Annotated in this window: 19 protein-coding genes and 1 tRNA gene; 8 read left to right on the forward strand and 12 right to left on the reverse strand. The window is 74.1% G+C overall.

Going from position 1 to position 21,529, the window contains the following annotated elements:
* Positions 1 to 7: 7 nt before the first annotated feature.
* From ACH4C6_RS15735 to ACH4C6_RS15770, 8 genes are all read right to left on the reverse strand, one after another.
* Positions 8 to 1,210 (reverse strand): alpha/beta hydrolase, encoded by a 1,203-nt coding sequence (locus tag ACH4C6_RS15735; RefSeq protein WP_398109134.1) that lies wholly within the window; start codon positions 1,208 to 1,210, stop codon positions 8 to 10.
* 110 nt (positions 1,211 to 1,320) lie between these two features.
* On the reverse strand, positions 1,321 to 2,085 hold the full coding sequence (locus tag ACH4C6_RS15740) for a TrmH family RNA methyltransferase (protein ID WP_398109135.1): 765 nt from the start codon (positions 2,083 to 2,085) through the stop codon (positions 1,321 to 1,323).
* Positions 2,082 to 3,293 carry an HTTM domain-containing protein gene (locus tag ACH4C6_RS15745; protein WP_398109136.1) on the reverse strand — a complete coding sequence of 404 codons (1,212 nt, stop codon included), beginning with the start codon at positions 3,291 to 3,293 and terminating at the stop codon, positions 2,082 to 2,084. The genes ACH4C6_RS15740 and ACH4C6_RS15745 overlap by 4 nt, the downstream gene beginning before the upstream one ends.
* The gene (locus ACH4C6_RS15750; RefSeq protein WP_398109137.1) at positions 3,290 to 4,108 is read right to left on the reverse strand and encodes a DUF5819 family protein; all 819 of its coding nucleotides are present in this window, start codon (positions 4,106 to 4,108) and stop codon (positions 3,290 to 3,292) included. The genes ACH4C6_RS15745 and ACH4C6_RS15750 overlap by 4 nt, the downstream gene beginning before the upstream one ends.
* Positions 4,109 to 4,438: 330 nt before the next feature.
* On the reverse strand, positions 4,439 to 4,768 hold the full coding sequence (locus ACH4C6_RS15755; RefSeq protein ID WP_398109352.1) for a rhodanese-like domain-containing protein: 330 nt from the start codon (positions 4,766 to 4,768) through the stop codon (positions 4,439 to 4,441).
* Positions 4,769 to 4,834: 66 nt separating this feature from the next.
* The gene (locus ACH4C6_RS15760; protein ID WP_398109138.1) at positions 4,835 to 5,656 is read right to left on the reverse strand and encodes a hypothetical protein; all 822 of its coding nucleotides are present in this window, start codon (positions 5,654 to 5,656) and stop codon (positions 4,835 to 4,837) included.
* A 273-nt stretch (positions 5,657 to 5,929) separates the two neighbouring features.
* Complete coding sequence (locus ACH4C6_RS15765) at positions 5,930 to 7,375, reverse strand: DUF2252 domain-containing protein (RefSeq protein ID WP_398109139.1); 1,446 nt, start codon at positions 7,373 to 7,375, stop codon at positions 5,930 to 5,932.
* 113 nt (positions 7,376 to 7,488) lie between these two features.
* The gene (locus ACH4C6_RS15770) at positions 7,489 to 8,157 is read right to left on the reverse strand and encodes a ScbR family autoregulator-binding transcription factor (RefSeq protein ID WP_398109140.1); all 669 of its coding nucleotides are present in this window, start codon (positions 8,155 to 8,157) and stop codon (positions 7,489 to 7,491) included.
* A 191-nt stretch (positions 8,158 to 8,348) separates the two neighbouring features.
* Here ACH4C6_RS15770 and ACH4C6_RS15775 point away from each other — a divergent pair, with 191 nt between their 5' ends.
* Positions 8,349 to 9,398 (forward strand): ScbA/BarX family gamma-butyrolactone biosynthesis protein, encoded by a 1,050-nt coding sequence (locus ACH4C6_RS15775; protein ID WP_398109141.1) that lies wholly within the window; start codon positions 8,349 to 8,351, stop codon positions 9,396 to 9,398.
* Positions 9,395 to 10,324: an NAD-dependent epimerase/dehydratase family protein gene (locus ACH4C6_RS15780; RefSeq protein ID WP_398109142.1), complete on the forward strand. Its 930-nt coding sequence runs from the start codon at positions 9,395 to 9,397 to the stop codon at positions 10,322 to 10,324. Before ACH4C6_RS15775 ends, ACH4C6_RS15780 begins: the two co-directional genes overlap by 4 nt.
* A 65-nt stretch (positions 10,325 to 10,389) precedes the next feature.
* Here ACH4C6_RS15780 and ACH4C6_RS15785 read toward each other — a convergent pair whose 3' ends face one another.
* From ACH4C6_RS15785 to ACH4C6_RS15795, 3 genes are all read right to left on the reverse strand, one after another.
* The gene (locus ACH4C6_RS15785; protein ID WP_398109143.1) at positions 10,390 to 11,700 is read right to left on the reverse strand and encodes a cytochrome P450; all 1,311 of its coding nucleotides are present in this window, start codon (positions 11,698 to 11,700) and stop codon (positions 10,390 to 10,392) included.
* 144 nt (positions 11,701 to 11,844) lie between these two features.
* Positions 11,845 to 12,504, reverse strand: a complete 660-nt coding sequence (locus tag ACH4C6_RS15790; RefSeq protein WP_398109353.1) for a response regulator — start codon at positions 12,502 to 12,504, stop codon at positions 11,845 to 11,847.
* A complete protein-coding gene (locus ACH4C6_RS15795; protein WP_398109354.1) occupies positions 12,494 to 13,738 on the reverse strand; it encodes a sensor histidine kinase in 1,245 nt (414 codons plus the stop codon). Before ACH4C6_RS15795 ends, ACH4C6_RS15790 begins: the two co-directional genes overlap by 11 nt.
* Before the next feature lie 182 nt (positions 13,739 to 13,920).
* Between ACH4C6_RS15795 and ACH4C6_RS15800 the strand changes: the two genes are divergently transcribed.
* The 3 genes from ACH4C6_RS15800 (at position 13,921) to ACH4C6_RS15810 (ending at position 17,753) form a co-directional block, all read left to right on the forward strand.
* On the forward strand, positions 13,921 to 14,646 hold the full coding sequence (locus ACH4C6_RS15800) for an ABC transporter ATP-binding protein (protein ID WP_398109144.1): 726 nt from the start codon (positions 13,921 to 13,923) through the stop codon (positions 14,644 to 14,646).
* A 314-nt stretch (positions 14,647 to 14,960) separates the two neighbouring features.
* Positions 14,961 to 17,150 (forward strand): FtsX-like permease family protein, encoded by a 2,190-nt coding sequence (locus tag ACH4C6_RS15805; RefSeq protein ID WP_398109145.1) that lies wholly within the window; start codon positions 14,961 to 14,963, stop codon positions 17,148 to 17,150.
* 69 nt (positions 17,151 to 17,219) lie between these two features.
* Complete coding sequence (locus ACH4C6_RS15810; RefSeq protein ID WP_398109146.1) at positions 17,220 to 17,753, forward strand: winged helix-turn-helix transcriptional regulator; 534 nt, start codon at positions 17,220 to 17,222, stop codon at positions 17,751 to 17,753.
* A 111-nt stretch (positions 17,754 to 17,864) separates the two neighbouring features.
* Here ACH4C6_RS15810 and ACH4C6_RS15815 read toward each other — a convergent pair.
* Positions 17,865 to 17,948, reverse strand: a tRNA-Leu gene (locus tag ACH4C6_RS15815).
* A gap of 472 nt (positions 17,949 to 18,420) precedes the next feature.
* Here ACH4C6_RS15815 and ACH4C6_RS15820 point away from each other — a divergent pair.
* The 3 genes from ACH4C6_RS15820 (at position 18,421) to ACH4C6_RS15830 (ending at position 21,504) form a co-directional block, all read left to right on the forward strand.
* On the forward strand, positions 18,421 to 19,287 hold the full coding sequence (locus ACH4C6_RS15820) for an FhaA domain-containing protein (protein ID WP_398109147.1): 867 nt from the start codon (positions 18,421 to 18,423) through the stop codon (positions 19,285 to 19,287).
* A gap of 10 nt (positions 19,288 to 19,297) precedes the next feature.
* Positions 19,298 to 19,807 carry an FHA domain-containing protein gene (locus ACH4C6_RS15825; protein WP_398109148.1) on the forward strand — a complete coding sequence of 170 codons (510 nt, stop codon included), beginning with the start codon at positions 19,298 to 19,300 and terminating at the stop codon, positions 19,805 to 19,807.
* A gap of 140 nt (positions 19,808 to 19,947) precedes the next feature.
* Positions 19,948 to 21,504, forward strand: a complete 1,557-nt coding sequence (locus ACH4C6_RS15830; protein ID WP_398109355.1) for a Stp1/IreP family PP2C-type Ser/Thr phosphatase — start codon at positions 19,948 to 19,950, stop codon at positions 21,502 to 21,504.
* Positions 21,505 to 21,529 lie beyond the last annotated feature (25 nt).

Here is a 21,529-nt window from a genome sequence, read left to right on the forward strand (position 1 = left end):
CCGGGCGTCACAGCACCTCGGTCAGCACACCGTCCACATCGATGGCCCAGCTGCCGTCCTTGACGTCGTAGACCCTCTTGTCCTTGAGCCACTTCCAGGACATGTGCTGCAGGACCTTCGCGGCTCCGCGCTCCCAGACCGGGTTGTGGTCCCAGCCCTCCATGCGGAACATCAGCTTCCCTCCCCCGGGGACGGCCTTGTACAGCTTCGGCACGGAGAAGTGCAGCAGGGGTCCCATCTCCGGTGGCGTGTTGGCCGTCGTGTCGCGGTCCCCGTAGACGATGCACACGGGCACGCTGCCGCCGAGCACGGAGCCCTGTGGCGCGGTCTTGTCGTTCCAGCCCCACCAGTAGGAGTTGCGCCACCGCATGACGCCCTCCGGCTCCCCCGGTACCGAGCCGCCCCACTCCTTGCCGATGCTGTCGCCGTCCAGAACGGCCTGCCACACGGCGTCGGCCACGTCCTTGTCGCTGATGCCCGCCTGCAATGCCGTCTTGCTGGTCAGATTCATCGGGAAGCCGAAGACCGCGGCCGGCTGCGACTCGGGCTTCGTGGGCAACGGCGTCCCCGGAGGGGCCGCGAAGGGGTCGGCGCTGCTCGTCGACCACCGGCCGTTCGGAGGGAACATGGGTGCCAGCAGGAAGAGGCTCGCCACGTCCCCGGGGTGCTGAATCGCGTACGGCCCCATGACGAAGGACGCCGCCGACCACCCGATGAAGGAGACCTTCTCGTCGTTGCTCCGCTCCCTGACGAAGGCGACGACGGTGCCCAGTTCGTCCCATTCGCTCTTCGAGTTGCCCAGCTGATGCGGGTAGTTCGCCGTGGGGTCGCAGTCCGCCGTACCGGGGTTGTCCTTCAGCAGGGACCGCTGCGCCGGATTGGCATTGCACGGGTCGTGCATCTCGGGGCGCGGCGAACGCCCGGAACCCTGCAGATCCATGACGTATACGTCGTATCCCTTGCCCGCCAGCGCCTGGGCCCAGCTGAGGCTGGTGTCCGGGTGCGGGGATCCGCCCTTCGCAGGGAGTACGACGTCCAGTCCGGGAAGGGCCGGGACACTCCTGCCGTGGAGCATGAGGACCGGCTTGTGGGTGCCTCCGGAACCGAAGGCTTCGTATTGCCGGACGAAAAGGTTGACCTTCTTCCCGTAGTTCGCCGGCACGGTCGATGTGTGCTCGACCTCGTGGTCGATCGGAGTCAGGTGCGACATGGTCGCCTCCGGATGGGTTCGCCCTGGTAAAACCTCCCCGATAACAAGCCTTGACCTGTTGGGAGTACGGGGCAACCGGTGGGCAACCAGGTGAAGAGGAAACCACTTTGTCAACTGTTCAAAGTCGTCTGTCCGCCGGGTGCGCCGCAGCTCCAGTGGTACAGCGTCATCGCCACGCTCGTCGCCAGGTTGTAGCTGCTGACCTGGGGGCGCATGGGCAGGGACAGCAAGTGGTCGGCCCGGGCGCGCAGTTCGGGTGACAGGCCCGTGCGTTCCGAACCGAACGCGAGGACGGTGTCGTCCGGGAGCCTCACGCCCCGGAGGTCGTCGCCCTCCGGGTCCAGGGCGAAGAGCGGGCCGTGCGGCAGTTCGCCGACGGTCAGGCGTTCCACCGCGGTCGCGAAGTGCAGGCCCGCGCCGCCGCGCACGACGGTCGGGTGCCAGGGGTCGACGGTCCCGGTCGTCACCACACCGGTCGCCCCGAAGCCCGCCGCCAGGCGGATCACCGCCCCCGCGTTGCCGAGGTTGCGCGGGTTGTCCAGGACGACCACCGGGGCCGTGCGCGGCCGGTGCGCCAGCTTCTCCAGGTGGGAGGCGCGCGACGGGCGGACCGCCAGGGCGGCCACCGCCGTCGGGTGCGGACGCGGCACGAGCGAGGCGTACGTCCCCTGCGGCACCTCGGTCAGCAGAGCGTCCAGCGCCGGCCGCACGTCCGGCGCCAGTTCGGCGGCCAGGGCGAGCGTGGCCGCCCGATCGGCGGCGACCGCCACCGGCACCTCGGCGCCGAACCGCAGCGCGTGCTTGAGGGCGTGGAAGCCGTCGAGCAGGACGGTCTCACCGGCGATCCGGTGCCAGAGGGTGACGGGGTCGGTCATGTCCGGAAGCCTACGTGCGCGGCGTCGGCGCCCTCCGGGGCACGCTGCCCCGGCACCGGTGCCCGCCCGCCGCGCCGCAGCAGCCGGTCGCGGGTCCGGGCCGCCACATCGCCCAGGCGCCGCAGGAAGCCCGTCGGCAGGAACACCGCGTCCGCCGCGATCATCGCCAGCGAGAAGAACGGCAGCCCCAGGACCACGGCGATCGCCGCGTGCTCGGTGATCATGACGGCGAGCAGGACGTTCTTCACCCGCCGGTTCAGCAGGGTGAACGGGAAGGCGACCTGCACCAGGACCGTCCCGTACGTCACCAGCAGGACCATCGTGCCGCTGGCCGACAGCACGTCCGCGAGCGCGGGCCAGGGCGAGAAGTACTCCAGGTGGAGCGGGTAGTGGACGGCGGTGCCGTCCTGCCAGCGCGAGCCCTGGATCTTGTACCAGCCGGCCGTCGCGTAGATCAGGCACGTCTCCGCCATGATCACGAGCAGCGCGCCGTTGTGCACGATGTCCGCCACGACGTCCAGCAGCATCCGCGGCTGAGCGGTCCGGGCGGACCGTCCCACCAGCCACCACAGGGCCTGCCCCAGCCACACCGTCCACAGCAGCGCCGGGATCAGCCAGTCGCCCTCCAGCCGCCCGGACAGGGTCACCGCGACCAGCACGGCCCCGAGCACCGCCCACAGGGCCGGACCCGTCCGGTCGGTGACCCGCTCGCCCCGGGCCCGGGCCCCGGCGTCCCGTGCGGCGCGCCGGGCGTCCAGCGACCACACCCGGCCGCAGCGCGTGAACACCAGGTAGATCGACATCAGGTGCAGCACGTTGTCGCCGCCGTCGCCCATGAAGACACTGCGGTTCTGCAGCGACAGCACACCCACCATGAACAGCACCGACGTCGTGCGCGTGCGCCAGCCCAGCACCAGCAGGGCCGCGGCCAGGAGCGCCAGCGCGTAGACGGCCTCGAACCAGGTCCGGCCGTCGAACCACATGAGGGCGGTGAAGGACCCGTTGGAACCGATCAACTGCTCGGCGAGGTCCCGGCTCCAGGGGCCGTCGGGGCCGTACAGCTCCCCGCGGTGGGGGATCTCGCGCAGCAGGAACAGCAGCCAGGTGACGCCGGTGCCGATGCGCACGATCGCGGTCTGGTACGGGCCGAGGGCGGTCTCCGTGACCCGGGCGACGGCACGCGAGACGGCCAGGGACCAGCGGTTCATCCCACGCCTCCCACGGCCTCGTCCCGCGGCACCTTCCACCAGGGCAGCTCACGGTAGGACGGCGTCGTGGCGACCTTCTCCCGGCTCCACTCGGGCGGGGGCACGTTGCTGGTGCGCGAGCGGAACTGGAGCCGTTCGACGACGCCCCCGCCTCCGGTCGCCGCGCGCACCGCGTCGGCCCGGTCCAGGCGCAGCACCCCGATCCGCCGCAGGTACGACTCCGAGAGCGCGCCGCGCAGTCCCACCGGCCGGTTCCGGCTGTCGTGCGTGGCCACGTAGAAGTCCCAGGCGCGGCGCAGTTCGTTCTGCTGGGTGTGGCTCGGCAGCGGATTGCCGTCGATGGCCCGGCCGTCCTCGGCGGACAGGTCGTACCAGCCGGTGGTCGGTGCCGCGCCGTCCCGCCCCCGGACCTGGGCCCGGACCTGCACCGAGACGTTCTGCTGCAGCGGATTCGGCGCGAACAGCTTCCAGTTCTGCTCGAACTCCGGGTAGATCCAGTCGTCCACGGCACTGCCGTGCTGCCGGGTGAGCGTGTTGGCCGGGGCGACGTGCAGGAAGGTCATCCCGAGGTGCGCGCAGACCCCGGCCGCCACGATCGCCAGCGCCACCGCGACGGCGATCCGGTAGCCGAGGGGGAGACCGGCGATCCCGCCACGGGGATCGCCGGGGTCTGTGGCGTCGCCGGGGCCTGCGGCGTCGCCGGGTCCGGCCGGGAGGTCGTGCACGGGCCGGGCACCGGGCGGCGGACCGTCGCCCGTGTCTCCGGGCCCGCCCGGCGCACGCCGGGTCACCGAGCCCTCGTCGTACGCGTCCATTCCGCCCCGTTTCCGATCCCGGTCCGTCGTTCCCGATCCCGGTCCGTCGTTCCGCCCGCCCGGTCGCGAGGGCGTCGTCCCGCCGCGCAGCGCCGCGCGACCCCGGCACGGCACGGTACTCAGGCGGACCGTCCGGGCACATCCCCCGTCACGGGTTCGCGGCCGTGGCCGTCACCACATCGCCCGGGGGCTCCGACCGTACGGCGGTCGCGGCCGCCCTGGGGCGGGAACGGGGCATCCAATGCGGTGGCGCGGGGAGGGGTGTCCCGGCAGCCGTCGCACGGGACACCCGGGCGGCACCACCGCGCCGCCCGTCCACCGCGGGGGACGCTAGAGGACGAACCCCGGCTGTCCCTCGTCCGTGACCACGGGACGGCCCGCCGCCTCCCACACCTGCATGCCGCCCTCGACGTTGACGGCGTCGATGCCCTGCTGGGCCAGGTACATCGTGACCTGGGCGGAACGCCCCCCGGACCGGCAGATCACGTGGACCCGGCCGTCCTGCGGGGCCGCCTCGGTCAGCTCCCCGTAGCGGGCGACGAAGTCACTGATGGGGATGTGCAGCGCGCCTTCGGCGTGACCGGCCTTCCACTCGTCGTCCTCCCGGACGTCCAGCAGGAAGTCGCCGTCCTTGAGATCCGCGACCGCGACCGTGGGCACACCAGCTCCGAAATTCATGCGCCCGACGCTACCGGAACGGCCCGCCGCGGCGACCCGCGCCAGGACTCAGTCCGAGCCCTCGCCGAGCAGCGCGGCCAGCTCGGTCTCCCGCTCGCCGACCTGGGTGAGCAACTGCTGCCCGATCTCGTCCAGCAGCCGGTCCGGATCCTCCGGGGCCAGCTGGAGCATGTGCCCGATGGCGCTGTCCTCCAGCTCCTTGGCGAGCAGGGCCAGCAGCTCCTTGCGCTGGGAGAGCCATTCGAGGCGCGCGTACAGCTCCTCGGCCCGGCTCGGCAGGCGCTTCAGCTCGGGTCCCTTCGCCCATTCCTCGGCGAGCTCCCGCAGCTCGGTCTCGTCACCGCGGGCGTAGGCGGCGTTCACCCGCGTGATGAACTCCTCCCGCCGCACACGCTCCTGCTCCTCCTGCGCGAGGTCGGGGTGGGCCTTGCGGGCGAGGTCGCGATAGAGCTTGCGCGCCTCCTCGCTGGGGCGGACCCGCTGCGGGGGCCGGACCGGCCGGTCCGTGAGCATCGCCGCGGCCTCGGGGAACAGACCGCTGTCGTCCATCCAGCCGTTGAGCAGTTCCTCGACCCCGGGGATCGGGGCGAGCTGGGCCCGGGCCTCCTCCGCGCGGCGCCGGTCCTCCGCGTCGCCGGTGCGGGCGGCCCTGGCCTCCAGGATGCGGGCGTCCAGCTCCTCCAGGCGGGCGTAGAGCGGTCCGAGCTTCTGCTCGTGCAGCCGGGAGAAGTTCTCGACCTCGACACGGAAGGTCTCGACGGCGATCTCGTACTCGATCAGCGCCTGCTCGGCGGCCCGTACGGCCCGCTCCAGCCGCGCCTCGGGCCGGGCGGCGTCGCCGCCCTCGTGCTCAGCTTCCGGGGTCGTCACCCGACCAGCGTAGGCCACGGCCCGTCCCCGCCCGTGCCCCGGACAGCGATTGCCGCCGACCGGCCCCGGCGCCGGGACCTGGCATCCTCCCGCCGGCCCTCTCGCCCGGAGCCGACGCCCCTCGCGCACCGCCCGACCCCGGCCCCCGCGCACCGCCCAAGTCCGAGTCCGACTTCTGCGCACCGCCCGAGCCTCCCGCACCGCCCGAGTCCGGGACCAGGGCCTCCGCCGACGGGCGCCGCTCCTCCGCTCCTCCCCTGGGCCCCCGGCGCCCTACACCCCCGTCTCCGCCGCGATCCTGCCCGCCTTGATGCCCGCCAGCAGATCCGCGTGATCCGCCTCCGTGCGGTCGGCGTAGGCGACGGCGAAGTCCCTCATCGCCTCGTCCAGCTCCTCGTTCTTCCCGCAGTAGCCGGCGACCAGCCGCGGATCGGCGCTGTGGGCGTGCGCCCGGGCCAGGAGGGCGCCGGTCATGCGGCCGTAGTCGTCCAGCTGGTCGGGGGCCAGGGCGGCCGGGTCCACGCTTCCCTTGCGGTTGCGGAACTGGCGGACCTGGAAGGCCCGGCCGTCGACCGTCGTCCAGCCCAGCAGGTTGTCGCTCACCACCTGCATCCGCTTCTGCCCCAGCACCACCCGGCGGCCCTCGTGCCCGGCCTCCGGCACCTCGATGCCGGCGGTCAGCAGATGCGGCACCAGGGCCGACGCCCGCGCCTCCTTGACCTGCAGCACCAGCGGCTCACCGCGGTGGTCCAGGAGCAGCACGACGTAGGACCGGGTGCCGACGCTGCCGGTGCCGACGACCCGGAACGCCACGTCCTGCACGGCGTACCGGGCGAGCAGCGGCAGACGGTCCTCGGGCAGGGTCCCGACGTACTCCTCCAGGGAGAGCGCCACCGCGGCGGCCTCCTCGTCCGGCACGCGCCGCAGCACCGGGGGAGCGTCGACGAATCGGCGGCCGCCGCCGTCGGTGGCCTCGGTCGACTTGGCCGCGAAACGCCCGCTCGTGTTGTGCCGCGCCTTGTCCGAGATGCGCTCCAGCGTGCCGAGCAGGTCGTGGGCGTCGGCGTGGGACACGAGCTGCTCGTCCGCGATGGCGTTCCAGGCGTCCAGCACGGGCAGCCGGGCCAGCAACCGCATGGTCCGGCGGTAGGCGCCCGCCGCGTCGTGCGCCGCCTTGCGGCACTGGTCCTCGTCCGCGCCCGCCTCGCGGCCCGCCAGCACCAGCGAGGTCGCCAGCCGCTTGAGGTCCCACTCCCAGGGGCCGTGCACCGTCTCGTCGAAGTCGTTCAGGTCGATGACGAGGCCGCCGCGCGCGTCGCCGTACAGGCCGAAGTTGGCCGCGTGGGCGTCCCCGCAGATCTGCGCCCGGATGCCGGTCATCGGTGTGCGCGCCAGGTCGTGGGCCATGAGGCCGGCCGAGCCGCGCAGGAACGAGAAGGGCGAGGCGGCCATGCGGCCGACCCGGATCGGGGCGAGTGCGGGCAGCCGGCCGCGGCCCGACTCCTCGACCGCGCCCAGGGCATCGGGACGGGAGGCGTGCAGCTCCAGCGCGGCGTGCGCCCGGCGCGGAGTGCGCCCGCGCAGGGCCTTGCCCTCACGCTTCGGCGACCCCTCGGCCGGCCACTGGGCGAATCCGCGCACCCGCGGCAGCCGGCGCCCCGGCCCCGGCCCCGCCCCGGGCCCGCCCCCGGCCTTCGATCCGCTCTCCGTCCCGGTCATCCCGGCCGCCTCCCCCGTACCGCCACGAACATCAACTCGTGCCGACCGTACAACCGGCGCCCGGAACGCGTCAGACCCTGTGGACAACTTCCCGGCTGTGGATTTCCGCGCCGTCAGCCGCCGGAGACGGCTCGCGCCTCGGCCGGCTCCTGGTCGCCGCCCTCCGCCAGCAGCCGCTCGCCCCGGTCCGCCGACACCTCGAGCCGGGCCAGCACCGCCGGAACCGCGATGCTCGGCAGGAAGTGCTCGAAGAGCACGACGACCCGCTGCTCCAGGTCCTGCCGCTGGCAGCGCAGCTGGGACAGCAGCTGCACCCCCGAGAAGCTACCGACCAGCAGCTCCGCCGTGGCCGCCACGTCGACGTGCGGCAGCAACTCGCCCCGCTCCTTGGCCTCACCCAGCGTCTGCGCGTTCTGGTCGATCCACATCTGGAAGGCCGGCGACCGGTCCAGGTCCACGGCCCCCTGGTCGAGGGCGAGCCCCACGCTGGCCCGCACCAGCGGCTCGGACTTCAGCCGGCGGGCCAGCACCAGCCCGGAGTCGACGAGTTCCTGGAGCTTGCTGGCCTGCGGCGGGAGCGTCGGCGCGAGCTGCTCCCCGAACACCCCTGCCGCCAGCTCCTCCTTGGAGCCGAAGTGGAAGTACAGCGCGCCCTTGGTGACGCCCGCCCGGTCCAGGATCTCCCCGATGGTCGCCGAGGTGTAGCCGCGTTCGTCGAAGACGGCCGCGGCCGCCTCCAGGATGGTCCGCCGCGTGCGGATCGCGCGCTCCTGACGCGTCATCGGGTGCCTCCTGATCTCCGTCTGTCCCTGTGACATCGCATGACGTCGCACTGCGTCGGCGGCGGGAGAGCCTGCCCGGGCGGCGGGCCGCGCCCTTGGGGAAGACCGGCGCGCCTTTGAAAACGACCGGCGCGTCCGTACCTTAGTCGGACGCCGACCGCAGCCAGTCAGCCGATCCCCGGGGGGTTCCCATGCCGGAGACAGGCCCTTCGGGCGCGCTCGCGGAAGGCCTGAGGGGACCCGGGCGCCACCCCGCGGACAGGACCCTCGCGGCCGTCGGGACCGCGCCGCACCCCGACCACCGCCCTCCGCAGACCGCCGTCACCCGCGAACTCGCCCACCGCACCGCCGACACGGACGTCTTCCCCACCCGCTGGCACCGAATCTCGGACACCCGGTTCCGCTTCACCGCGCACTGGCCCGCCGACCACCCCTTCCTCGGACCCGTCGACGAGCGGCACCAGGACCCGATGATCGTGGGAGAAACGTTGCGTCAGGCGTCGATGGTGCTGGCGCACGCCGAGTTCGGCGCCCCGCCGGACACCCACTTCGTCATGGCGGACCTGGCGGTCGGCACGGACCCCGATGCACTGCTGCTGTCGGAGGCCGGCGAACCGGTGGAGATCGACGTGGAGTGCTCGGAGGTACGCCGCCGGGGCCGCCGCCTGGCGGGCATGCGCACCACGATGGAGTTCCGCCGCGCCGGCCGCCTCGTCGCCCGGGGCACCGGCAGCACCGGCTGCGTCTCGCCGGCCGCCTACCGCCGGCTGCGCGCCGGACGGCTCGACGCCTGGGACACCCCGGTGCCGCCGCTGCCGGGCCTGCCGCCCGGGGCCGTGGGCCGGGCACGCGCCGCGGACGTCCTGCTGGCCCTCACCGGCCGGCCCGGCGTCTGGCGGCTGCGGGTCGACACCGGCCACCCGCACCTCTTCCCGCGGCCCAACGACCACGTGCCCGGCATGGCCCTGCTCGAGGCGGCCCGCCAGGCGGCCGCCGCCGCGTCCGGCGTGCGCCCCTTCCTGCCCTCGTCGATGTCGGTCGTCTTCGCCCGCTACGCCGAACTGCACGACCCCTGCCTGCTCGTGACGGAGCCGCTCGTGGCCGAGCCGCTCGTGACGGAGCCGCTCGGCGCGGACCCGCAGCAGGTGACGGTGCGGGTCACCGGACGCCAGGGCGGCGAGACGGTGTTCACGGCCGTCCTGACCTCCGCTCGAACGGCGCCGGTACGGTCCGTGGGGTGACGACCCACCTTCTGATCGCCGGGGCGAGCGGATTCGTCGGCAGCCGGGTGGCCGCCGAGGCACGCCGCCGACCGGACGTGCGCGTCCGGCTGCTGTCCCGGCAGGCCCCGCCCGGCCCCGAGTACGTCCGCGGCGATCTGGCCGTCCCGCCCTCCCTGCGCGGTGCCTGCGCCGGCATCGACGTCCTGGTCCACTGCGCCTCCAGGATCGGCGGCGACGTGTCCGCCGCCGAGGCCGTCAACGACCGCGGCACCCGCGCCCTGGTCGAGGAGGCCGTGCGCGCCGGTGTGCGCCGGATCGTGTACGTGAGCACGGCCGCCGTCCACGGCCGCGGACCGTTCCGGGGTGTGCGCCCCGGTGAGGCGCCGGTCGCCCCCGTCTCGGCCACCAGCCGCACCCGGGCGGCCGCCGAGCGGCACGTCCTGGACGCCGGTGGCCTGGTCCTGCGCCCGCACCTGGTGTACGGCGAGGGCGACCGCTGGGTGATCCCCGGGCTGGTGTGGCTGATGGAGGAGCTGTCGGCCACCCTCACCGGCTGCGACGCGCGCCAGTCGATGATCGACGTCACCGCCCTGGCCCGCGCGGTGGTGGCCGCGGCCCTGTCCCCCCGGTACGCCGGTGGCGTGCGCCATGTGAACCACCCCGAGCCGGTGCCCGTCACGGATCTGCTCGGCAGGGTGTGCGCCGAGGTCGCCGCGCCCTGCCCGGGCGCCCGGGTGGACGTGCCCACCGCCCTGGAGCGGGCCGCGGGCTCACCCCGGGCCCTGCACCACCTGGGCATGCTCACCGTCGACCACTGGTTCGCCGACGACGCCTTCTGGACGGGCGTGGACTGCCCGCCCGGCGAGGGCTTCGCGGCCGGGTTCGCCCGGGCGGCGCCCTGGTACCGCTCCTACCTCGGGAACCGGACGGCGAGGACCCCCTAGGGACCGGACGGCGAGGACTCCGTGGGGACCGGACGGCGAGGACTCCCCAGGGACCGGACGGCTCCCTACGGGCCGGACGGCTCCCCGACCGGCTCCGCCCGCCCCGGCTCCCGGGGGCCCGGCAGGGCGTCCGGTGCCGCCCCGTGCAGCAGCACCGGCAGGCTCTCGTGGCCCGTGGAGATGATCGACCGCAGCCGCCGGGGCGGACGCGAGGGATCGGCCAGGGCCAGCCGGGGGAAACGCTCGAACAGGGCGGACAGCGCCACCGTCGCCTCGGCTATGGCCAGGGGCCGGCCCAGGCAGTGGTGCACGCCGTGGCCGAAGGACACGTGGTCGCGGCTGGTCGGGCGAGTGAGGTCGTAGCGGTCGGCGTCCGGCCCGTGCCGCTCGGGGTCACGCCCGGCGCCGGCGAAGGAGACCACGAGGGCATCGCCCCGGGGGATGGTCAGCCCCGGCTCGATCTCGATGTCCTCCACGGCGTAGCGCAGGCCCGACATCGCGCCCGGGGCCTCCAGGCGCAGCGACTCCTCCAGGGCGTCCTCCCAGCTCGCGCGCCCGGAGCGGACCAGCGCGAGCTGACCGGGGTGGGCGAGCAGGCTGTGCACGGTGTTGTCGATGAGGTTGACGGTCGTCTCGAAACCGGCGGTGAGCAGCAGGATCAGGTTGTCCCTCACCTCCTGTTCGCTCATCTCGCCCGCGTCGTGGGCGGCGAGGAGCGCCGTGGTCAGGTCGTCGGCGGGGTGCTCGCGCTTGTGCCGCAGGAACGCGCTCAGCGTGTCGTAGAGGTCCACGGCGTTCGCCCGGGCGTCCTCCAGGGAGATAGCGGTGTCGAAGAAGCGGTCGATGATGCGGTACAGCGCCGCCCGCGGGCCGTCCTCGCCGCGCGGTACGCCGAACAGCTCGCACACCACCTCGTGCGGCACCGGAGCGGCGAACTCCGCCCGCAGGTCGACGACTCGGCCGGGTGGGTGGTCCGCCAGGCGGTCCAGCGCCCGGCCGACGATCTCCCGCACGCGGGGCAGGAGTGCGTCGACGCGGCGCCGTGTGAAGGCGGCCGCCATCGGCCTGCGCAGCCGGCCGTGGTCCTCCCCGTAGGCGGTGACCATGTTGCGCACCGAGACCCAGATGGCCAGCGGCCAGGTGCGGGAGACGTCCCCGTTGATCCAGGCCGGCCAGTGCCGGTAGGCGTCCTTGCTGGTCTCGGGCCCGGCCAGCAGCCGCTTGTTCAGCTCCAGCCCGTTGATCCACCAGGCCCGTACCCCGCCCGGGAGTTCGACCTCGACGGCCGGGCCGCGGGCGCGGATCCGGGCGATCTCGCCGTAGAGGTCCTGGCCGGACGGGTCGATCTTCAGGAAGGGGCAGCCCTGCTGTGCCATGACGTGGCTCCTCGGTCCGGAGGCTGGGCCACCCATGGTGCGACCCGGACGACGGGACCACGCCGCGTCCGACAGCTTTCGGCCATTACCGCACTCGTCGTCGGCCAGGGGGCCGCCCGCTGGCGCGTTCCCTTCCCGGGCGTCCTACGCCCGCAGATACGCCAGCACGGCCCGCACCCGCCGATGGGTGTCGTCCGCCGGGGGCAGGTCCAGCTTGGTGAGGATGCCGGAGATGTGCTTGCCCACGGCCGCCTCGGAGACGACCAGCCGGCGCGCGACGGCGCTGTTGGAGTGGCCCTCCGCGATCAGCGCCAGCACCTCCCGCTCACGCGGCGTGAGCCGCTCCAGCGGGTCGCGGCGGCGCCGCAGCAACTGCCGTACGACCTCCGGGTCGACGACCGTGCCGCCGTCGGCCACCTTGCCTAGCGCCTCGACGAACTCCTCGACCTGGCCGACGCGGTCCTTGAGCAGATAGCCGACGCCCGTGCCGTCGCCGGTGTCCAGCAACTCGGCGGCGTAGCGGCGCTGGACGTACTGGCTGAGCACCAGCAGCGGCAGCCCGGGCCGCTCCCGGCGCAGCCGCACGGCGGCGCGCAGGCCCTCGTCCTGGAAGCCGGGCGGCATGCGCACGTCCGTGACGACCACGTCCGGGTCGTGCTCCGCGACGGCGGCGACGAGCGCCTCGGCGTCCCCGACGGCCGCGACGACGCGGTGCCCGCAGCGTTCGAGCAGCCCGACCAGGCCGTCGCGCAGCAGCACGCTGTCCTCGGCCAGGACGACCCGCAGGGGCCGCTCACCTCGCAGGCTCACCAGGGATCTCCACATGCAGCAGGGTCGGCCCGCCGGGCGGGCTGGACAGGGAGAGTGTGCCATCGAGCACCGACACCCGGTCGGCGAGCCCGGTCAGCCCGCCGCCGTCCCGGACCCGCGCCCCGCCGCACCCGTCGTCGCGTATCCGCAGGGTCAGCCGTCCGTCGCGGTACCCGCCGCTGACCTCGGCCCGCTGCGCACCGCTGTGCCGGCCGACGTTGGCGAGCGCCTCGCACACCACGAAGTACGCGGCGGCCTCGACGGCCTGGGAGAACCGCCCCGGCAGCTCCAGGTCCACGTCCACCGGCACGGCGGAGCGGTCGGCCGCGTCCGCGACGGCCGCCTCCAGGCCGAAGTCGGCGAGGACCTTGGGGTGGACGCCCCGGATCAGCTCGCGCAGTTCGGCCAGGACCGCACCGGCCTCCTGGTGCGCCCGGGCGAGCTGGTCGGCGAGCGGGCCCGGCGGGGCGTCGAGCCGGGCCAGGCCGAGCGTCATCGTCAGGGCGACCAGCCGCTGCTGCGCCCCGTCGTGCAGATCGCGTTCGATGCGCCGCCGCTCCGCCTCGAAGGCGTCCACCAACCGCACCCGGGACCGGGTCAGTTCGACGACCCTGGCCCCCAGCCCGGCCTCCCGCGGGGCGACCAGCAACCGGGTCAGCCCGGCCCGCGCCCCGGCCAGGCACCCCAGCGGATAGGCGCCCGCCGCGAGGAGGACCAGGCCCGCGACGGCCCAGCCGGCAGCGGCCGTCCAGTCCGTCACGAGCCACACCTTCAGCACCTTCGCCTCGCCCGCCACGGCCAGGACCAGCGGGGTCGCGGCCACGGAGAGCGGGAGCAGCAGGAGGACGGCGAGGGCGAGCGCGTCGACCGGCCACAACACCCCCGCGAGCAGCAGGGCGTGGCCCAGCTCGCGCCAGGTGGCGCGCTCCCGCAGCCGGCACGACAGCCAACTGCGCAGCCCGGGCCCGCCGGGCGGCTCGTGCGGGTCGCGTGCGGTCTCCGCGTCGGCCAGCCGCAACCGGTACCGCTCCACGGCCGCCACCGGGACACCGGCCAGGGCCGCGCCGAGCAGCAGCGGCAGCCCGGCCAGCACCACCGCGAGCACCCCGCCGGCCACCAGCGACGTCACCAGGGCCACGAGCACCACCGCGCCGAGCACCGCGCCCGACAGCAGGTACCCGGCCGACCGCCACGGCCACGCCGAGAGCAGGTAGCCGGGGCGGGACATGGCCTGCCAGACGTTGCGAGGGTGCATGGGGATCACCGTAGGAGCAGGTCGGGGGCGCGGCCATGGGCCTGGGCGGAGCATCGGGGTAGGTCTGGCCCTACCCCGGGTCTAGGCCCCGCCGCACTGCGCCGCGGGCCCCCGGCCCGGTTTCCTGGGACCCACACCGACACCAGGGGGTTCCCATGACGCACGACGCCGTCCGGCTCGACTCGGTCACCAGGACGTACGGGCGGGTCACCGCACTCGACGGGGTCTCGCTCGCGTTCCCGGCCGGGTCCTTCACCGCCGTCATGGGTCCCTCGGGCTCCGGCAAGTCCACGCTGCTGCAGTGCGCGGCCGGGCTGGACCGGCCCACGTCCGGCTCGGTCACCGTCGGCGGGACCGAGTTGACCGGCCTGAGCGAACGCCGGCTGACGCTGCTGCGCCGTGAACGCGTCGGGTTCGTCTTCCAGGCGTTCAACCTGCTGCCCTCCCTCACCGCCGAGCAGAACGTGGCCCTGCCGCTGCGCCTGGCCGGCCGCCGCGTCCCGAAGGACCGGGTGCGCGCGGCCCTGCGGCAGGTCGGCCTCGCCGACCGGGCCCGGCACCGCCCGGACCAGCTGTCCGGAGGCCAGCAGCAACGCGTCGCCCTCGCACGGGCGTTGACGACCCGGCCCGATGTGCTGTTCGCCGACGAGCCCACCGGCGCCCTGGACACGCGCACCGGCCACGAGGTCCTCGGGCTGCTGCGCGCGCTGGCCGACCGCGACGGCACGACGGTGGTGATGGTCACCCACGACCCGGTCGCCGCCGCGTACGCCGACCGCGTCGTGGTGCTCGTCGACGGCCGGGTGGGCGAGGAGCTGACCGGCGCCGACGCCGTCACCATCGCCGCCCGCACGACCCGCCCCCAGACCCTGCCGTGCTGAACGCCGCCCGGGCGTGGTCACCCCCGTCGCGGCCCGCACACCCCGGCGCACCGACCACCCACCACCCCTCACCCGCACCCCCCGCCGTGCCGATCACCGACCCGACCCCCACCCACACCACCCACACGACCCGCCCCCAGGCCCTGCCGTGCTGAGCATCGCCTGGGCGTGGTCACACCCGTCGCGGCCCGCACAACCGGCCCGCACACCCCGGCGCACCGACCACCCACCACCCCTCACCCGCACGACCCGCACCACCTGCACGACCTGCCCGCAGAACCCCCCGTGCCAAGCACCGACCCGGAGGTCCGCCCGTGCTGAACGTCGTCCTGCGCACCCTGCGCACCCTGCGCGCCCACCGGTCCGCCTTCGCGGGCGGCTTCGTCGCGCTCGCGCTGGGCGTGGCCCTGCTCACCGTGACGGGCCTGGCCCTGGCCTCCTCCCTCTCCGCCGGTCCCGGCCGGGCGCCGGCCGCGTCCGTCGTCGTGCAGGCCCGGGACACCCTGCGCGTGCCGACCCCGGCCGGCGAGCGCTCGGCCCGGCTCGCCCACCCCCGGCCGATCCCGCCCGCGACCGTCGCGGAGCTGCGGAAGCTGGGCCCGGTGCGGGTGGACGGGCGGTCCGGCCCCTCCCCTGTCGTCCGGCTGGAGACCGACGCCGACCCGGCGGCCGTGCGGAAGGCCGTGCGCGGCACGGCCCTGGTCCTCACCGGCGACGCGCGCCGGATCGGGGACCCCGCCCACGACCGCGACCGGGAGGCGCTCACCGCGCTGAACGCCCTGTTCGGCACCGCCGGAGGCGTGACCGCGTTCGTGTCGGTCTTCGTCGTGGCGTCCACGTTCGCCTTCGCGGTCGCCCAGCGGCGCCGCGAGTTCGCCCTGCTGCGCACGGCCGGGGCGACCCCGGGCCAGATCCGCCGCGGCGTCCTCGCCGAGGCCCTGGCCGTCGGCGTCCTCGCCTCGGCCACCGGCTGCGCCCTGGGCGCCCTCGCGGCACCGCACCTCGTCGCCTGGGCCGTGGCCGAGGACCTCGCTCCCTCCTGGTTCACCCTGGGCGACCCCACCTGGCCGTACCACGCGGCCTTCTGGACCGGGCTGCTCGTCGCCCTGGCCGGGGCGGGCGCGGCCTCCTGGCGGGCCGGACGCATCGCGCCGGCCGAGGCCCTGCGCGAGGCGTCGGCCGACAGCGGCGGCATCACCCGCGGCCGCCTGCTGTGCGGCACGGCCCTGCTCCTCACCGCCGCGGCGACCCTGGTTCTCGCGCTGGGCACCGACCCGGGCGACCTGCTCCACCGCAAGACCTACATCAGCCGCCCGATGCTGCTGATCAGCGCGGCCGCCCTGCTCTCCCCTCTCCTGCTGCGGCCCCTGACCCGGTTGCTCACCGCCCTGCCGGGGGTCAGCGCCCTGCTCGTCCGCGAGAACACCGCCACCGGTCCGAGCCGGTGCGCCGCACTCGCGGCCCCGGTTCTGATCACGGTGGCCCTCGCCGGCTCCCTGCTCGGCACCACCGCGACCCTGGACCGGGCCAAGGCCAAGGAGGCACGGGAACGGACCAGCGCCGCGTTCGTCGTGCTGCCGAAGGACCGGGCGGGCTTCGACGGGGCGACCCTGCGCAGACTGCGGCAGGTGCCGGGCGCCGTGGTCGCGCCCTCGGCCGCGACGGCCGTGCACGTGCTGGAGGACGGCGTGGCCCTGATCCGCTCCGAGGCCCGCGCCACGGATCCGCGCGCCCTGGCAGCGACCTCGCACGTGCCGCTGACGGCCGGCACGGTGAGCGCCCTCGACGACGACTCGATCGTCGTCAACGAGGAGTGGCAGCGGCACCGGGTGGGCGACCGCGTCCGGGTCTGGCTCGGCGACGGCACCCGCCGGACCCTGCGCATCGCCGCGGTCATGCCCACCGGAACCGGCGGCAACGGCGTCCACCTCACCCCGCGCAACGCCCCCGGGGCCCCGGTCGACCGGGTCGACGTCGCCCTGGCCCGGGGCGCGGACGCAGCGGCCGTCTCCACCGCCCTGCACCGCGCCGCCCGCACCGACGGCCGGGTCCTGACCCGGGAGGCGTGGTTGCAGGAGACCCGGCCCGGCACCCGGCGCACCACCCGGCTCGGCCTCCTTCTGGTACTCGGTCTCGCCCTGCTGTACACGGGCATCTCCGTGGCGAACACCACGGCCATGGGGGCGTCCGGCCGGCTCCGCGACGTGGCCGTGCTGCGGCTCGCCGGCGCCACCCGGTGGCAGGTGCTGAAGGTGACGTGCGCCGAGTCCCTCACGGTCGTCGCGGCGGGCGCCCTCCTCGGCGTCCTGGTCACCGTCGTCAACCTGGCCGGCCTGTGGGGCGCCCTCGCGCTGCTGTCCGCACCTCCGGCCCTCGTCCTGCCGTGGCAGGCGCTGGGCGCGACGGTGGCCGCGTGCGCCGCCCTGGCCGTGACCTCCGCGCTGCTCCCCACGGCCTTCGCACTGCGCCGCCGCCCGGCGGTCCTGGCGGGCGTCCGGGAGTGACCAGGAGGCCCGCCCGGCCTTCGTCTCATCATGAGACCGACCAGGAGGCGTCCTTCTACAGTGGAGCGCATGAGACGGACCTCGTTCGACGGCTGGCCCTGCTCCATCGCCCGCACCGCCGACCTCCTGGGCGACGCCTGGACCCTGCTGATCCTGCGCGAGCTCTTCTACGGCGAGTCCCGCTTCGACGGCTTCACCGCGACCCTGGGCATCGCCCGCAACACCCTCACCGACCGGCTGCGGCGCCTGGAGGCGGAGGGACTGCTGCACCGCCGGGCCTACCAGAGCGAACCGGTCCGCCACGCATACCTGCTGACCGACAAGGGCCGGGACTTCTTCGGGGTGCTCGCCGCGCTCAACGCCTGGGGCGACCACTGGCTGGCCGGCGACGAGGGTGCGCCGGTGGTGCTGCACCACACGACCTGCGGTCACGACACGCAGGCCCAGGTGGTCTGTTCCTCGTGCGGGGACCCGTTGGACCCCGGGGACCTCACCGCCCGCACCGGCCCGGGCTACCCGCCCCGCCTCCGGGACACCCCGGCGGCCCGGGCCCGCTTCGCCCCGGGCCGCACCCTGGGCCGGGCCGACTCCGAGCAGACCTGAGAGCTTCCTCACACGGCAGGGAACCGGGGTCCGCCTCGCAGGCGAGAGGGCCGTCACATCCGGGGAAACGACGAACGGGCGGCATCTGATCGATGCCGCCCGTTCCGACGGTGCGCGAGGGGGGAGTTGAACCCCCACGCCCTTGCGGGCACTGGAACCTGAATCCAGCGCGTCTGCCTATTCCGCCACCCGCGCATTGGGTGTGTCCTGGGCTCCGTCCTTTTCGGGCCGGCGCCTTCCGACACCCAGAACATTAGCACGCTGGACGGGGTGGGTTCACATCCCTTTCCGCCCCTGGCGGGGGCCGCCCCGGGTCATGGATGTCCCTGCCACGTATTGGCGCGTGCCTGTTCACGTATCAACCTCGTACCGGTACCCCCGGTCTCCCCGGGAGGGGGCCCGAGTCCACAGCCGGGTGCGGGACACTGGTCTCCCGCCGCCTCTACGATCCATGGCAGGAGTACGCCGGGCGGTTGCGCGCACCAGTACTCCGGCAGGAGTTCGAAGAGGAGCTCCACAGGGAACTTCGTCATGCGTCGACACCTGTCGGCGGGGCCGACAGGGGGAACCAGCCGATCGACCGGCGCGTGGATACGATCAGTAAGCAGTACCAGGCAAGTGCCCCGCAGGGCGGTACACAGGACGGCAGCGACGGAGGAGGTGCCCCATGGGAGTCCTGAAGAAGTTCGAGCAGCGTCTCGAAGGTCTGGTCAACGGCACCTTCGCCAAGGTGTTCAAGTCCGAGGTCCAGCCCGTGGAGATCGCGGGCGCGCTGCAGCGCGAGTGCGACAACAACGCCACCATCTGGAACCGCGACCGGACGGTCGTCCCCAACGACTTCATCGTGGAGCTGAGCACCCCGGACTTCGAGCGGCTCAGCCCCTACTCCGGGCAGCTCGGCGACGAGCTCGCCGGCATGGTGCGCGACTACGCCAAGCAGCAGCGCTACACCTTCATGGGCCCGATCAAGGTGCACCTGGAGAAGGCGGACGACCTCGACACCGGCCTGTACCGCGTGCGCAGCCGTACGCTCGCCTCCTCCAGCAGCCAGCAGGGCGGCCCGGGAGCCGGTGGCGCCCCCGCCGCCCCGCAGGGCGCCCGCCCGGGCGGCTACGGCTACCCGCCGGCCGCCTCGCCCACCGGCGCCCCGCCCATGCCGGCCGCGCCGCCCCCCGGCGGCCGCCCCGGCGGGTACGGCCACCCCCAGCCCGCGAGCGGCCAGCGGCCCCCTGCCGCGCCGGCCGCCGGCGGACGCACCCGCCACTGGATCGAGATCAACGGCACCCGCCATCAGATCTCCCGCCCGACGCTCGTGCTGGGCCGCAGCACCGACGCCGACGTGCGGATCGACGACCCCGGCGTCTCCCGCCGGCACTGCGAGATCCGGACCGGAACGCCCTCGACGATCCAGGATCTCGGATCCACCAACGGCATCGTGGTGGACGGGCAGCACACCACCCGCGCTACGCTCCGCGACGGCTCGCGGATCGTCGTGGGCAGCACCACCGTTATCTATAGGCAAGCCGAAGGGTGAAGCGGGGGCAATGTCAGAGCTGACCCTCACGGTCATGCGGCTGGGGTTCCTGGCCGTTCTGTGGCTGTTCGTGATCGTGGCCGTGCAGGTCATCCGGAGCGACCTGTTCGGAACGCGGGTCACGCAGCGCGGATCGCGCCGCGAGGCCGGCCGGCAGCAGCAGGCCGCCCGGCAGGCACCGCCGCCGCAGCGCCAGCAGTCCGCGGGCGGGCGGCGCGGCCGCAAGGCCCCCACCAAGCTCGTCGTGACCGAGGGCACCCTCACCGGCACCACGGTCGCCCTCCAGGGGCAGACCATCACCCTGGGCCGGGCGCACGACTCGACGATCGTGCTGGACGACGACTACGCCTCCAGCCGGCATGCCAGGATCTACCCGGACCGCGACGGCCAGTGGATCGTCGAGGACCTCGGCTCCACCAACGGCACGTACCTGGACCGGACGCGGCTGACGACTCCCACACCGATCGCGCCGGGCGCGCCGATCCGCATCGGCAAGACCGTCATCGAGCTGCGGAAGTAGTGCTACATCATGGATAGGCGCGAGCGGAGCGAGCACGCAGCGGCGGGCCTCACCCCGGCCCCCGGCGCGCTCCCGACCGGAGGGTGGGCAGTGTGGCTCGACACGACCGGCTGTACCCGGAGCCGACGGGCGAGGTGCGCATGAGTCTGTCACTGCGCTTCGCCGCCGGATCGCACAAGGGCATGATCCGCGAGGGCAACGAGGACTCCGGATACGCCGGCCCGCGCCTGCTCGCCATCGCCGACGGCATGGGCGGCGCCGCCGCCGGCGAGGTCGCCTCCTCCGAGGCCATCTCCACCATCGTCGCCCTCGACGACGACGTCCCCGGCTCCGACGTCCTCACCTCGCTCGGCACGGCGGTGCAGCGCGCCAACGACCAGCTGCGCTCGATGGTCGAGGACGACCCGCAGCTGGAGGGCATGGGCACCACCCTGACCGCCCTGCTGTGGACGGGCCAGCGCCTGGGCCTGGTGCACGTCGGCGACTCGCGCGCGTACCTGCTGCGCGACGGCGTGCTGACGCAGATCACCCAGGACCACACCTGGGTGCAGCGCCTGGTCGACGAGGGCCGCATCACCGAGGAAGAGGCCACCACGCACCCGCAGCGCTCGCTGCTGATGCGCGCGCTGGGCTCCGGCGACCACGTGGAGCCGGATCTCTCCATCCGCGAGGTCCGCGCCGGCGACCGCTACCTGATCTGCTCCGACGGCCTGTCCGGCGTGGTGTCCCACCAGACCCTGGAGGACGCCCTCGCCAGCTACCAGGGCCCGCAGGAGACCGTGCAGAACCTGATCGAGCTGGCGCTGCGCGGCGGCGGCCCGGACAACATCACGGTCATCGTCGCCGACGTGCTGGACCTGGACACCGGCGACACCCTCGCCGGGCAGCTGTCCGACACCCCCGTCGTGGTCGGCGCCGTCGCCGAGAACCAGCACCAGCTGCACGACAACGGCATCATGCAGACCCCCGCCGGCCGCGCCTCCGGCCTCGGCCGCCAGGGCCGCGGACAGGGCGGCGGCGGCGAGTTCGGCCCGCCCGGCTCGGGCGACACCACCGGCTACATCCCCGCCGGTTTCGACTACGGCGACGGCGACTTCGACAAGCCCCGCAAGAAGGGCCGCTGGCTCAAGAGGTCCTTCTTCATCGCCCTGGCCCTCGCCGTCGTCGGCGGCGGCCTGTACGGCGGCTGGCGCTGGACGCAGACGCAGTACTACGTCGGTGCCGAGGACGAGCACGTCGCGCTGTACCGGGGCATCAGCCAGGACCTGGCCTGGGTGTCGCTGTCGAAGGTCGAGAAGGACCACCCCGAGATCGAACTCAAGTACCTGCCGCCCTACCAGCAGAAGCTGGTCAAGGCGACCATCGCCGAGGGCGACCTGAAGAACGCCCGGGCGAAGATCCAGGAACTGTCGGTGCAGGCCTCCGCGTGCAAGAAGCAGGCACAGCGGCGCGAAGCCGAGAGCCAGAAGAACGCCAAGACCGGTGAGGGCGAGGCCGGGGGCACCACGGGAACCACACCCGCCTCCTTCACGTCCAAGGCCACAGCCACTCCGACACCGAACCCGTCGAACCCGTCGGGCTCGCCGTCGGCGCCCTCGAAGTCCACGCCCCCGACCACGACCGCACCCACTCCCAGCCCCGGCCCCAGCCTCTCGGAGGAAGAGCAGAAGGTCGTCTCGCTGTGCGGTAAGCAGTAGGCAAGCGGTGAGAGGCCCCGTCACA

The sequence above is a fragment of the Streptomyces sp. NPDC017943 genome, assembly GCF_044328425.1.
GTDB lineage: Bacteria > Actinomycetota > Actinomycetes > Streptomycetales > Streptomycetaceae > Streptomyces > Streptomyces djakartensis_A.